The organism is Mycobacterium sp. DHQP2018-32-09, from assembly GCF_058148405.1.
Genome location: NZ_JBYVYK010000010.1, coordinates 81,605 through 94,577, shown reverse-complemented (window position 1 = coordinate 94,577; position 12,973 = coordinate 81,605). Strand labels below are relative to the sequence as shown.

Sequence of the window (12,973 nt, the reverse complement as noted above, 5' to 3'; positions counted from 1 at the left end):
TACGGTCCCTTTCCGTGGCATTGACGCTCTTTCACAACGGAACCGTGTGGGCCGATGGCTCACGACCTACCACCGACGCGCTGCTGGTCGACGACGGCGTGATCACGGCGGTGGGTTCCGACGCGCACCAGCGGGCGGACGAGGCGGGCGATGTCGAGCGGGTGGATCTCGAGGGCGGCTTCCTGATGCCCTCGTTCGGTGACGGCCACGCGCATCCGATGTACGGGGGCCTGGAGTTCGTCGGGCCCGCGGTGCGCCCCTGCACGTCGATCGACGAGATCGTGGAAGCCGTCCGCCGCTTCGCCAAGGACAACCCGGACGAGGAGTGGATCGTCGGCGCCTCCTACGACGGCAGCCTGGCCGAGGGCGGCCTGTTCGACGCGCGCTGGCTCGACGAAGCGGTCGACGACCGTCCCGTCGTGCTGCGGGCGTGGGACTACCACACGGTGTGGTGCAACTCGGTGGCGTTGGAGCGCGCGGGCATCACGCCCGAGACGCCGGATCCGCAGATGGGAGAGATCCCGCACCGCGAGGACGGTTCGGTGCTGGGCACGCTGCGCGAGTGGGGTGCCGTCGACCTCGTCATGGCGGCCATGCCGCCGCGTGACGAGGACACGCGCGTCGCCGCGCTGGGCACGGCGGCCGACTACTACCTGGCTCGCGGCGTCACGTGGGTGCAGGACGCGTGGGTCGAGCCCGCCGACGTCGACACCTATTGCGAGGCGGCGCGCCGCGGGGCGCTGCGCATGCGGTTCAACCTGGCGCTGTACGCCGATCCCCGGCACTTCGAGGAGCAGATCGCCGGGTATGCCGCCGCGCGCGATCGGGTGGTCGCCCAGGAGTCGCCGTTCCTGACGGCCAACACCGTCAAGTTCTTCGCCGACGGCGTGGTGGAGAACGAGACCGGGGCGTTGCTGCAGCCGTACTGCTCGGGCCTGCACAGCCACGGCGGGCAGGAGCGCAGCGACTCGGGGGATGTCGTCGGCATGAAGGTGTGGGAGGGGGATGGCTTGGCGCAGGCGTGCCAGCGCGTGGACGAGTTGGGCTTCCAAATCCACATCCACGCGATTGGGGACGCCGCCGTACGGCAGGCGCTCGACGCCATCGAGTACGCCGTGACCACGAACGGCCCGCGGGATCGACGGCCCGTGATCGCCCACGTGCAGTTGGTCGACGACGTGGACCTGCAGCGGTTCGCCGACCTGGGCGTCATCCCGTGCATGCAGCCGCTGTGGGCGCAGCAGGATGCGCTGATGACGGTGCTGACCATTCCCCGGCTGGGTCGCGAGCGCTCCGACAAGCAGTACCGAATGCGCACCCTCGACGACTCCGGGGCCCCACTGTCCTTCGGTTCGGACTGGCCGGTGTCCTCAGGGGCGCCGCTCGACGGCATCGCGGTCGCGGTGTCCCGGCAGACCGCCGAGGGGGAGCCGGCCGGAGGCTGGACGCCCGAGGAGATCGTGGGCATCGATCGCGCTCTGACGGCCTACACCGAGGGCGTCGCGAAACAGGCGTTCGCAGAGAGCGTCTGGGGCCGGTTGGCGCCTGGCGCCAGTGCCGACCTGGTGCTGTTGGACCGCGACCCGCGAAACGCCTCCGCGGCCGACCTGCCCGGGATTACGATCCGGGCCACCTACGTGCGCGGTGCACTCGCACACTCCGCCCCCTGAACTCGCTGGGAAAACCCTGAAGGGAAGCCACATGTCAACACAGGAGCCGTTGGCCGGAATCTCGGCCGATCCGCACGAGGGGACCCTGAAGCGGGCGCTCGGCGTGCCGTCGCTGGTGCTCTTCGGGCTGGTCTACATGGTGCCGCTCACCGTGTTCACCACCTACGGCATCGTCACGGTGGAGTCCGGCGCCCGGGTGCCGCTGTCGTACGTCGTCACGCTGGCCGCCATGATCTTCACGGCGCGGTCCTACGCCCGCATGGCCGCGGCCTACCCGGTGGCCGGTTCGGCATACGCCTACACGCAGAAGACGTTCGGCGCACCCGTGGGCTTCCTGGCCGGGTGGTCGTTGCTGCTGGACTACCTGTTCCTGCCGATGCTCAACTACATGGTGATCGGGCTCTACCTGAACGCCGCGGTGCCCTCCATTCCCAACTGGGTGATCATCGTCGTCACCATCGTCATCGTGACGGTGCTCAACATCGTCGGCATCGTGTCGGTGGCGCGCGCCAACCTCCTGATCATCGCCATCCAGGTGGTGTTCATCGCCGTGTTCTTCGTCATGGCGATCGCCAAGATCTCGGGTTTCGGCACCGTCGACGTGATGGCCCCGTTCGCGGGTGACGGTTCGGCCGGGGGCATGGCCCCCGTCCTGGCCGGCGCGGCCATCCTGTGCCTGTCGTTCCTCGGGTTCGACGCCGTGTCAACGCTTTCCGAAGAGGCCAAGGACGCGCGCCGCGACGTACCCAAGGCCATCATGCTGGCCACCGTCATCTGCGGCGTGGTGTTCATCCTGCTGTCCTACGTCTCGCAGCTGGTGTTCCCGGGCAGCACGTTCACCGACGTGGACTCGGGCTCTCTGGACGTCATGCAGGCCGCCGGTGGAGCCTTCCTCTCGGCGTTCTTCACGGCCGCTTACGTGGCGGGCGCGTTGGGTTCGGCGTTGACGTCGCAGGCGTCGGTGGCCCGCATCCTGTACGCCATGGGCCGCGACGGTGTGCTGCCCCGCAAGATCTTTGGTCACGTGTCGGTGCGGTTCAGCACGCCGACGTGGGCCATCCTGGTCATCTCGGTGATCTCGCTGCTGGCCGTGGTGATCGACCTGGCGCTGCTGTCGTCCGTGGTGAGTTTCGGTGCGCTGGTGGCTTTCTCGGCCGTCAACCTGACCGTCGTGAAGCACTACTTCGTCGACGAGGGCGAGAAGAACGTCGTCAACAACCTGGTGCTCCCGGTCATCGGCTTCCTGCTCACGGCGTGGCTGTGGACCAGCCTCTCGGGCACCGCGTTGATGCTCGGCCTGATCTGGTTGGCCGTCGGCTTCGTGTGGCTGCTGGTGGTCACCCGCGGCTTCCAGCGGCCCACTCCGGTGCTGGACTTGAAGGAGACCGGCTAGGACCAGTTGCGGGCGGCGCTGATCAACCCGTTGATCAGGGCCGCCGTCGGCTTGGCCAGGCCGTCGTCGCCGGCGGGTCCGCTGCGCGGGCTGATGCCGCGCACCCGAGGCGACAATTCGAGTTGCACACCGCCGCACCGGGTTCGGTTGACCGGGTTGTCGGGGTGCAACCCGCGTAGCTCGCGGGGGATCTCGTCGAGATCGGTGATCACGTGGTGGCCGGGCACGTCGAGATGCTGGGCCACGTGGTCGGCCAGGGCACGGTTCCCGCCGCCGGCCAGGACCTGGGTGCTGCGTCCGACGCGCCCGTAGCCGTGCAGCGACACCACGTGGTCCACGCCGTCGAGGAAGGCGGCCAGCAGGTCGGATTCGTCGGCGCGGTAGGCGGCCGACGAGAGGTGGTACGGATAGTCGGCGGGGTGGTGCACGACGTAGAGCGAGGCGCCCGCCGCGGTGGCGGCACGTTCGGCGATGACGTCGGTCATGCGTTCCAGGCCGCCACCGTGGATCGCCATGAAGCCGAACCGGGAACGCAGGTCGAGGCGCTCGTGGACACCCGGTTCGCGCAGCAACTCGGTCAGCGTCTGCGGTCCGGGTTCGGCGGTGGGCGCCAGCCCGCGCGGCCAGTGCTGGGGATCCCAGCGGTGCAGGAAGTCCAGCCAGCGCTGCGGCAGGCCGTGGTGGGCGGCGCCTGCGATGATGCGTTCGAGGTACCCGGGCCGTGGTGCGCCGGCCTCGACGCGCGGATCGACGTAGACCCACGCGTCGTGGGCACCGTCGGCCGCGTGCACCACCATGCGGTCCCGGCGGTAGCGCACGGGCACGCCCTCGGCGCTGTCCAGGACGTCCAGATCGCTGCCGCTGATCTGCCAGAGCACGCCGTGCACCTCGCCGCCGTCGAGCGGTTCGATGGTCGCGACGCCGCGCTCGTTGATCAGCCAGTCGTGGTCGGCCAGGGTGGCGTGGCGGGGATTGGTCGCGTCGGGGCAGCGCCGCGCCATCTGCGCGACGTCGAGGTTGGAGCCGTAGGCGAAGTAGGCGTGCACCTAACGCGCGACGGTGAGGTAGACGAGCACCACGTTCAGCACACTAATCACACCGGCTACCAGCCAGCCACACGCGGTGGTCAGGCGATGGTTGACGTCGACCCCCATCAGCGTGCGGTCGCTGGTCAGCCGTACCAACGGGATCAGGGCGAACGGGATGCCGAAGGACAGCACCACCTGCGAGAGCACCAGTGCGCGGCTGGGGTCCACGCCGATCGCGAGGACCACCAGCGCCGGGATCAACGTGACCAGGCGGCGCAGCAGCAGCGGGTAGCGCCTCCGCAGCAGCCCCTCCATGATCATCGCGCCCGCGTAGGCCCCCACCGACGTCGACGCCAGGCCCGACGCCAGCAACCCGATGGCGAAGCACAGCGCGACGGCGTGGCCGAGGCTCGATTGCACGGCGGCGTAGGCGCCCTCGATGGAGTCGGTGTTCTGGACGCCCTGCAGGTTGGTGGCCGCCACCAGCAGCATCGCCAGGTTGACGGCGCCGGCCACGAGCATCGCCAGGCCCACGTCGTAGCGGGTGATGCGCAGCAGTCGGCGCCGTGGCGCCCCGGCATCCGGCTGGCCGTGCCGGTCGCGGGCCAGCCCGGAGTGCAGGTACACCGCGTGCGGCATCACGGTCGCCCCCAGCATGGCCGTCGCCAGCAGGATGCTCTCGACGCCGTCGAATCGGGGCAGCAATCCGGCGGCGACGTCGGACGGTGCGGGCGGCGCCACGAACAGGCTGGTGAGAAAGCCGATGGCGATGACGAGCAGCAGCCCGGTGATGACGCGCTCGAAGACGCGCTGGCCGCGGTGGTTCTGCACGGCCAGGAGTGCCAGTGACACGACGCCGGTGATGGCGCCGCCGGCGAGCAAGGGCAGGTCGAAGAGCAGGTAGAGTGCGATGGCGCCGCCGACGACTTCGGCGAGATCCGTTGCCATGGCGACCAATTCGGCCTGCAGCCAGTAGGCGACGCGGGCCGGGGTGCGGCTGCGATCGGCCACCGACTCGGGCAGCGTGCGGCCGGTGACCAGGCCCAGTTTGGCGGACAGGTACTGCACCAGACCGGCCATCACGTTGGCGACCAGGATGACCCACACCAGCAGGAAGCCGTACTGGGCGCCCGCGCTGACGTTGGCTGCGACGTTGCCGGGGTCGACGTAGGCGATCGCGGCGACGAATGCCGGGCCCAGCAGGGCGACCGCCGTCCGGGGCCGCGCGGCGGTCGTCGGTATCACCCAGCCCCCACTTTCATCCGGCTACACGAATTGGAAAGTTAGGTTAGCCGAAATCTCTGGGGTGCGCGAGCGTGTCGGATCGGTGGGGCGGGTCTCAGAAGCCGATGGCGATGCCGCCGATCCCGATGCCCCAGCCGCCGAGATTGCCGGGCCAGCCCCACGAGCCATTGGTCACCGGCGGCGACGTCACGATCGAAGCGCTGCCGTTGGTGGTGCACATGGTGGTGTTGGGGGCGGTGTTCGTACACGTGGGCAGTGCGGCTGCGGGAGCCGCGAGCCACGTGGCGCCCGCGATGGCCGCGAGCGTGAGAAGGGGTGCTGCGATCCGCGAAAACGTGCTCATGACCTGCTCCGATCAGCTGAGGTCAGTCTACGCGCGGAAGGGGGGTCGTCAGAGGACCCAAAAGTCATCTTCCCACGGGAACATGCCGTAGCCCGGCTGCTCGGGGGTGGCGTCGATCTGGGTGTTGCCCGGGGTGGAGCACTCGGTGGTCTGCCCGCCGATGACGGCCGACCCGCCCGTGTCGACGCATTGGGGCAGCGTGGGGTTCGCCGATGACAGGGGGGCGGTGGCCACGGCGGCGGCGGCGCCGGCCATGGCGAGCAGTGCAGCGGCAGTCAGACGTGCGTTCATCGCGGGATCCTCTCAGTGGATTCGCACGTAGCGTACAGCCGACGGGCGGGCCGTACGGGTGGGTCAGCGATGCGCGCCGGGTGCTCCGGGCGCGATGATCAGGGCGGGTCCGTAGAACTCGTCGTCCCACGGGTAGGGATAGGCCGGGGCGTCGGGTGCGGTGGCGTCGATCTGCACGTTGCCGGGCGTCTGGCATTCCGTCTCGCCGGTGCCGGTGAATTCGCCTCCCTGGGCGGTCTGGCAGCCCGGCAGGGTGGGATTCGGCTCGGCGGCCGCCGTGGGAGCGAGCGAGATGGCCGCGAGCGCGACGACGGCGAGGGCGGCCGAGATGGAGCCCAATCCTGCGCGCATCGGCGAATCCTCGTCCTAGGCGGTCACGTTCGGTCGCCAGCGTACAACCCGCGCCCCGTCACCAGCGGGAGATCGATGGTGGTGCGGATGCCCGGTGCCGCGGCCACCACGTCGGGGATGGCGTTGACGACGCGGGCGGCCGTGGCGACCAGCCCGGCGTGGTTGTGGTCGCCGTTGCGGCTCGACAGGCACAGGTCCAGGGCGTAGGACGGTTCCCCGGTGACCTCGATGCGGTACGAGCCACCCTCCTGTGCCGGCTGGGGCCAGTCCGGGCACAGGTCGTTGCGCAGCCGGGTGACGTGTTCGAGGACCACGGCCACCTTGCCGTCCTTCATGCCCCGCACCTCGAAGCGCATGGCCGCCGTGGTGCCCTTCTCGACGTGTCCGGCGGCGATGTCGAAGTCCTCGGGCGCGGGCTCGCGGACGTGGGTCTCGGTGACCTCGTCGAGTTCGATGCCCAGCCCGGCGGCGAGCTGGCGGACCACCGAGCCCCACGCCAGGCTCAGCACACCCGGTTGCAGGAGCATCGGCAGGTCGTCGAGGGACCGTCCGAAACCCATGACGTCGAACATCACCGGTGCGCTGTCATAGGTGTCGTAGTTGACGATCTCCATGCACCGGATCTGCTCGACCGTCTGGCACGTGCCCGCCAACGCCATCGGAAGCAGGTCGTTGGCGAAGCCAGGATCGATGCCGCCCACGAACAGGCTCGAATTACCCTGCCGCGCAGCTTCTTCCAAGGGTGTGACCATGTCGTCGGGCAACGTCTGCCATGGGTACTGCAGGAAGACCGCGCTGCTGCCCACCACGTTGACACCCGCGGCCAGCAGGCGGCGGTAGTCCTCGAGGGCTTCCATCAGGCGGTTGTCGGCCAACGCGGTGTACACCACGCAGGCCGGACGGGTGGCCAGCACGGAGTCGAGGTCGGTGGTGGCGGTGACACCGGTGACGGTGTCCAGGGCCGCGAGTTCGCCGGCGTCGCGACCCGCCTTGGACTCCGACGAGACGCCGACGGCCGTCAGCTCGAAGCGGGGGTCGCGAATCACCTGTGCCAAGGCGTGCTTGCCGACGTTGCCGGTGCCGACGACGGCGACGGGGATGGTCACGGGATGCTCCTCAGAGGTCGGGGATGGGCATGTCGAGGTTGGGGCGCGTCAGGCCACCGTCGACCTCGAGGGTCTTGCCGGTGAGGTAGGCGCCCGCGGGCGAGGCGAGATAGACGGCGGCAGCGGCGATGTCGAGCGGATCGCCGAGGCGCTTCAGCGGGGTGGCCTGCTCCATCGGATCGCGAAGGTCGTCGTTGCTGGCGACGATCTCCAGCGCCGAGGTGAGGATGGATCCCGGTGCGATGGCGTTGACCCGGATGCGCGGCGCGAGATCCAGCGCGGCCAACCGCGTGTAGTGCGCCAGCGCGCCCTTGGCCGTGCCGTAGGCGGCGAAGCCGCGGCCCGCGAGTCGACCCATGGTCGAGGTGATGTTGATGATGCTGCCGCCGCCGGAGTGTTCGAGCATCAGGGGGACGGCCGCGGTCGTCAGGGCGTGGGCGGTGGCGACGTTGAACGTGAACGCGTCGCGCAGGTCTTTGGTGGACGTGTTCAGCAGCGTGTTCGGCATGGTGCCACCGACGTTGTTGACGACGATGTCTAGTTTGCCGAACGCCTCGACCGCGGTCGCAGCGAGCGTGGCCGTCTGGTCGGGGTGGGCGAGGTCGGCGGCCACGACGTGTGCGCGTCGGCCGACGGCCTCGATCTGCGCCGCCACCTCGTCGAGCTGATCCTTCGTGCGAGCCGCAATGAGCACGTCAGCCCCCGCTTCGGCGAAGGCGACCGCCATCGCCGCGCCCAGTCCGCGGCCCGCACCGGTGACGACGGCGACCTGGCCGTCGAGCCTGAACCTGTCCAGAATCACGTGTGTCCTCGCTTCCGTTGCCGCGGCAACGCTAACAAGGCCGACGTCCGCGTGGGAGCACTTTCTGGAACACGTTCTATTTCGGCTGGGCGCGAGGGCGGTGGATCGCCGCGAGCGCAGCCGTGGTGCAGAAGTGGGCGCGAACGCCGCGAGTTCTGCACGAGGGTCGTGGGAACGCCGCGACGCGCAACCAGCACGCAGAAGTCGGCGCACACGCCGACCGTCACGACTTCTTCGCCGCCGCCTTCTTCGCGGGGGTCTTCTTGGCAGGGGTCTTCTTCGCGGCCGTCTTCTTGCCCGGCGCCTTCTTCGCCGCGGTCTTCTTCGCGGGCGCCTCGTCGGTGTCCTCGTCGGTGGCCTCGTCGGTGTCACCGGCCCCGGAACCCTTGCGGGCCTTCACGCTGGCCTCCAACTTGGCAAGCAGGTCGGAGACGTCGTCGGTCTCGTCCAGGTTCTCGGGTTCGGCCTCGTCGGAGGTGAACGCCTCGCCGCCTTCGATCTTGGCCTGGATCAGCTCCATCAGCTCTTCGCGGTAGGTGTCGTGGAACTGGTCGGGATGGAAGTCGTCGGTCATCGACTCCACCACCTGGCCGGCCATCTTCAGCTCGGCAGGCTTGATGTCGACCTCCTTGTCCAGCACGGGGAAGTCCGGCTCGCGAATCTCGTCGGGCCACAGCAGCGTGTGGATCATCATCACGTCGCGCTTGCTGAAGTCCTTGACGCGCAACGCCGCCAGCCGCGTCTTGCTCCGCAGCGTGAAGTTCACGATCGCGATGCGATCGGTGTCGGCCAGCGTCTTGGCCAGCAGCACGTAGGACTTCGACGACTTCGAATCGGGCTCCAGGAAGTAACTCTTGTCGTAGAGCATCGGATCGATCTGCTCGGCGGGCACGAACTCCAAGACCTCGATCTCCCGGCTGCGCTCCTCGGGCATGGTGGCGATGTCCTCGTCGGTGATGATGACGGTCTGGCCGTCGTCGGCCTCGTAGGACTTCGCGATGTCGCGGTACTCGACCACCTCGCCGCAGACCTCGCAGGTCCGCCTGTACCGGATGCGGCCGTTGTCCTTGGCGTGGACCTGGTGGAACTTGATGTCCCGGTCCTCGGTCGCGCTGTAGACCTTGACCGGCACGTTCACCAGTCCGAACGAGACCGAACCCTTCCAGATGGACCGCATGCCCCAGTATTGCCCACTGGGCCTCGCATCATGCGGATCTACGCATCATGCAGATCTGCGCGACGCGGCAGGTCTGCGCCCGCCCGGGCCACGACATACGCCGACACCGAGGCCGCCGCGCGCAGTGCGGTCTCGAGCGCGGCTCCGTCGATGGCGTGCAGCTGCGCACGTCGTTCGCCGCCCAGCAGATCGAGGCCCCACAGGGCGTCGATCAGTCCGGCCATGAAGGCGTCACCCGCGCCGACGGTGTCGACGACGTCGACGGCGGGGGCGTCGATGCGCACCGTGCCCGCGGCGCACACGGCGAACGAGCCGCGCGCGCCCATCGTGACGACGACGACCGCGGGCCCGAGGGCCTGCCACGCCGTCGCGATCTGCTCGGCCGAGCGGGTGGGGTCGATCCAGTGCAGGTCCTCGTCGCTGGCCTTCACGACGTCGGCCTTCTCGATCATCCGGTCGATGCGGGCGATGGCCTGTTCCCGGTCGTCGATGAGCGCCGGGCGCACGTTGGGGTCGTAGGTGACGGTGGCCGACGTGCGGTAGGCGTCCAGCAGCGCCGCGGTGGCCAGGCATCCGGGGGCCAGGAATGCGGCGATGGATCCGGTGTGGGCGACGATCGGTGGGGTCACCTCCGGGGTCCCGGAGACCTGCCAGTCCAGGTCGAAGTCGTAGGTGGCCGCACCCGAGGCGTCCAGGCGTGCCCGCGCGGTGGGCGTCCGGTGTGCTCCGGTGCTCCCCGAGACCAGGTGCACGCCAGCGGATTCGACGTACCGGACGATGCGCTTGCCGCGTTCGTCGGTGCCGACGTGGGTGAGGAAGTCGACGTCGCGGCCCAGGCGGCTCAGGCCCACGGCGACGTTGAGCGGGCTACCGCCGACGTGCTCGCCGAGCACGTCGCCGTCGCGCTCGACGACGTCGATGAGCGCCTCGCCGATCACCAAGGCCCTCATGGCCGTTCGACCAGAGCCTCGAGCGTGGCACGCGCACCGTCGCGGTGCAGCGAGTCCAGCGTCCACAGGTAGGCGTCGACGAAGCGCTGCTCGGTGGCCAGGTCGCCGAACAGTTCGGTGTTCTCGACGAACGCCAGCGGGTGTTCGCGCTGCGATCGTGCCAGCGGCACCAGGGTGTCGGCGAGCTGGTCTTGGACGTCGATGGGCTCACCCTGCTCGTCGACGCCTTCGGCGTAGCGCGCCCAGCTGGCGACGGTGGCCGCCGACATCGCGATGGGGGCGCCGGTGCGCAGGTTCTCGCGGATGACGGGCAGCAGCCACTTCGGGATGCGGTCGGAGGAGCCGAAGCACAGCCGCACGATGGTGTCGCGCACGCTCGGGTTGGCGAAGCGCTCGATGGCGGTGCGCTTGAACTCCGGGAGGTCGATGCCCGGCACGGGCTGCAGCGTCGGCGTGCCCTCCTCGTCCATGTACCGCAGCAAGAACTTCGCGAACAGGGGGTCGCCGGCGGCGTCTGCCACGAGTCGGTAGCCGGCGAGGTAGGCGAAGTAGCAGAGGGCTTGGTGGCCGGCGTTGAGGATGCGCAGCTTCATCAGCTCGTACGGCGTGACGTCCTCGACCATCAGCACGCCGACGTTCTCGTACGGTGGCCGCCCGTCGGAGAAGTCGTCGTCGATGACCCATGCGGTGAAGGGTTCGGCGGCCACGGGCCACTGGTCGGAGATGCCGAGATCGGTTGCGACGTAGTCGATGACGTCTTGGGACGTCACGGGCGTGATGCGGTCGACCATCGAGTTGGGGAAGCGGGTGTTGGCGGTCATCCACTCGGCCAGCCCGGGGTGGTGGGCCTTGGCGTACTCGGTGAAGGCTTGGCGGGCGACGTCGCCGTTGCCCTCGATGTTGTCGCACGACACGATGGTGGGGGAGCCGATGCCGCGTTCCTTGCGGCGGGCCAGGGCCGTCGTCACCAATCCGAAGACGCCGTCGGGGCCCGCGTCGGCGATGGAGTAGCCGCCCTCGGTGATGGTCAGCTCGACGATGCGGGTGGTCGGCGCGGCGATGAGTTCGATGACCGACTCGGGATCGTCTGGGGCGTAACGATAGTCGACGATCGATCCGATGACCCGCGCGTCGCGGGTGCCGTCGGGGTTCATCAACACCAGCGTGTACAGCCCGTCTTGGGCGGCCATCACGTCGGCCATCTTGCGATCGGCAGGCAGGACGCCGACGCCGCAGATGCCCCAGTCGGTGGCCTCGCCGCGTTCGAGGAGTTGGTCGACGTACATGGCCTGGTGGGCGCGGTGGAAGCCGCCGACGCCGAAGTGCACGATGCCGATGCCGACCTGGCTGCGGTCGTACGTCGGCTTGGGAATGGACACCTGTTCCAGTGTGGCGTTGCTGAGTTTCACGAGGACGTCACCACCGAATCGATCGACACCGTCCCGACGCTACCCGCGCGCCCCGCCGGAGCGGTCGCGGTCCGGCGTGCTCGGTCGTCTGCTGGTTTGAATTCCGAGGGTGTTGTGTACATCACACTTGGATGTTAGCGTGCTTGAGCATCTACTCGCACCCCTGAGCAGATGTTCACCCTCGACGTGGAAGGTGGCACGCGCATCGTGGCAGCACCGGCGCCGGCTCCAGGCGCTCAGACCACGCCGGACGATCTCCGTCTGGCGCTGCGTGCGGCGACGCTCTACTACCTGGACGGCCACACCCAGGCCGAGATCGCCGTCAAGCTCGGCGTCTCCCGCCCCACCGCAGGCAGGCTCGTCGCCCGCGCCAAGGCCAACGGGCTGGTCCGCATCGAGGTGGTCGTGCCGCCCACGCTCAAGGACGATCTGCACGCCGAGGAGGAGCGACGCCTCGAGGAGCGTTACGGGCTCACCGAGGCCGTCGTGACCAGTCATCTGGGGCGGGCGTCGGCGGCATTGCTCATGCGCAGGCTCGCCGCCGACGACGTGCTCGGCTTCACCTGGGGCCCCGAGCAGGTGGCCGCGGTGACGGCGCTGACGCCGGGTGTGGCGAGTTGCCGCTCGGTGGTGCAACTCGACGGCGCGATGTCGACGGCGTCCTACCAGACCGGCATGGAGTTCATCCTCAGTCGCAGCGCGGACATGTTGCGCGCGAACGCGATGCGGCTGCCCGCGCCGCTGTACGCCGACGCGTCGACGGTGGCGTCGCTGCGCAGCGACTCGGTGATCTCGCGGACGCTGGAAGCCGGCAGGCGCGCCGACACCATGTTGTTCGGCGTGGGCTCGGTGTCGACGTCGACGACGCTGTTCGAGGGCAGCTTCCTGGACGTCCGGATGCTCGACGAGCTGATCACCGCGGGCGCCGTCGGCGAGATCGGCGGGCGCTTCTTCGACGCCGACGGCAGACCCGTGATCACGGATCTGGAGGACCGCGCGGTGTCGGTACCGCTGGCCGACGTCCGCGCCTGCGCCAAGACCATTCTGGTGTGCAGCGGGCCGGAGAAGTACGCGGCGACGCTCGCCGCGTTGCGTGGCGGGCTGGCAAGGCTCTTGGTATGTGACATCGATTGTGCACGTTGGCTGTTGAATCAGGCCCAGCGGGCCGGGGAGGGTGGTACACCGTGAAGGCTCGACGAAGAGTCCTA

13 protein-coding genes are annotated in these 12,973 nt (G+C 69.2%); 3 read left to right on the top strand and 10 right to left on the bottom strand.

The features are described 5' to 3' along the window. The first annotated feature begins 14 nt into the window (after positions 1 to 14). Both AC30CM_RS07420 and AC30CM_RS07415 read left to right on the top strand, forming a co-directional pair. The gene (locus tag AC30CM_RS07420; protein WP_490116193.1) at positions 15 to 1,670 is read left to right on the top strand and encodes an amidohydrolase; all 1,656 of its coding nucleotides are present in this window, start codon (positions 15 to 17) and stop codon (positions 1,668 to 1,670) included. 31 nt (positions 1,671 to 1,701) lie between these two features. After that, on the top strand, positions 1,702 to 3,063 hold the full coding sequence (locus tag AC30CM_RS07415) for an APC family permease (protein ID WP_490116192.1): 1,362 nt from the start codon (positions 1,702 to 1,704) through the stop codon (positions 3,061 to 3,063). Here AC30CM_RS07415 and AC30CM_RS07410 read toward each other — a convergent pair. The 10 genes from AC30CM_RS07410 to AC30CM_RS07365 all read right to left on the bottom strand — a co-directional run bounded on the left by AC30CM_RS07410 (position 3,060) and on the right by AC30CM_RS07365 (position 11,765). Then, entirely contained in the window at positions 3,060 to 4,064 is a 1,005-nt protein-coding gene (locus tag AC30CM_RS07410) for a poly-gamma-glutamate hydrolase family protein (RefSeq protein ID WP_490116223.1), read from the bottom strand. The genes AC30CM_RS07415 and AC30CM_RS07410 overlap by 4 nt on opposite strands. Before the next feature lie 45 nt (positions 4,065 to 4,109). Beyond that, positions 4,110 to 5,336: an Nramp family divalent metal transporter gene (locus AC30CM_RS07405; protein WP_490116191.1), complete on the bottom strand. Its 1,227-nt coding sequence runs from the start codon at positions 5,334 to 5,336 to the stop codon at positions 4,110 to 4,112. Positions 5,337 to 5,430: 94 nt separating this feature from the next. Continuing rightward, complete coding sequence (locus AC30CM_RS07400) at positions 5,431 to 5,679, bottom strand: hypothetical protein (protein ID WP_490116190.1); 249 nt, start codon at positions 5,677 to 5,679, stop codon at positions 5,431 to 5,433. A 48-nt stretch (positions 5,680 to 5,727) separates the two neighbouring features. Beyond that, positions 5,728 to 5,970, bottom strand: a complete 243-nt coding sequence (locus AC30CM_RS07395) for a hypothetical protein (RefSeq protein ID WP_490116189.1) — start codon at positions 5,968 to 5,970, stop codon at positions 5,728 to 5,730. A 63-nt stretch (positions 5,971 to 6,033) separates the two neighbouring features. After that, positions 6,034 to 6,321: a hypothetical protein gene (locus AC30CM_RS07390; protein WP_490116188.1), complete on the bottom strand. Its 288-nt coding sequence runs from the start codon at positions 6,319 to 6,321 to the stop codon at positions 6,034 to 6,036. Positions 6,322 to 6,344: 23 nt separating this feature from the next. Next, entirely contained in the window at positions 6,345 to 7,427 is a 1,083-nt protein-coding gene (locus AC30CM_RS07385) for an NAD(P)H-dependent amine dehydrogenase family protein (RefSeq protein WP_490116187.1), read from the bottom strand. 10 nt (positions 7,428 to 7,437) lie between these two features. After that, complete coding sequence (locus tag AC30CM_RS07380; RefSeq protein WP_490116186.1) at positions 7,438 to 8,229, bottom strand: SDR family oxidoreductase; 792 nt, start codon at positions 8,227 to 8,229, stop codon at positions 7,438 to 7,440. Positions 8,230 to 8,452: 223 nt separating this feature from the next. Continuing rightward, positions 8,453 to 9,406 carry a non-homologous end joining protein Ku gene (gene ku, locus AC30CM_RS07375; RefSeq protein ID WP_490116185.1) on the bottom strand — a complete coding sequence of 318 codons (954 nt, stop codon included), beginning with the start codon at positions 9,404 to 9,406 and terminating at the stop codon, positions 8,453 to 8,455. A gap of 38 nt (positions 9,407 to 9,444) precedes the next feature. Next, positions 9,445 to 10,356, bottom strand: coding sequence for a carbohydrate kinase family protein (locus tag AC30CM_RS07370; protein WP_490116184.1), 912 nt, complete (start codon positions 10,354 to 10,356; stop codon positions 9,445 to 9,447). After that, positions 10,353 to 11,765, bottom strand: coding sequence for a mannitol dehydrogenase family protein (locus tag AC30CM_RS07365; RefSeq protein WP_490116183.1), 1,413 nt, complete (start codon positions 11,763 to 11,765; stop codon positions 10,353 to 10,355). The genes AC30CM_RS07370 and AC30CM_RS07365 overlap by 4 nt, the downstream gene beginning before the upstream one ends. A gap of 171 nt (positions 11,766 to 11,936) precedes the next feature. Between AC30CM_RS07365 and AC30CM_RS07360 the strand changes: the two genes are divergently transcribed. Continuing rightward, positions 11,937 to 12,953 (top strand): sugar-binding transcriptional regulator, encoded by a 1,017-nt coding sequence (locus AC30CM_RS07360; protein ID WP_490116182.1) that lies wholly within the window; start codon positions 11,937 to 11,939, stop codon positions 12,951 to 12,953. Positions 12,954 to 12,973 lie beyond the last annotated feature (20 nt).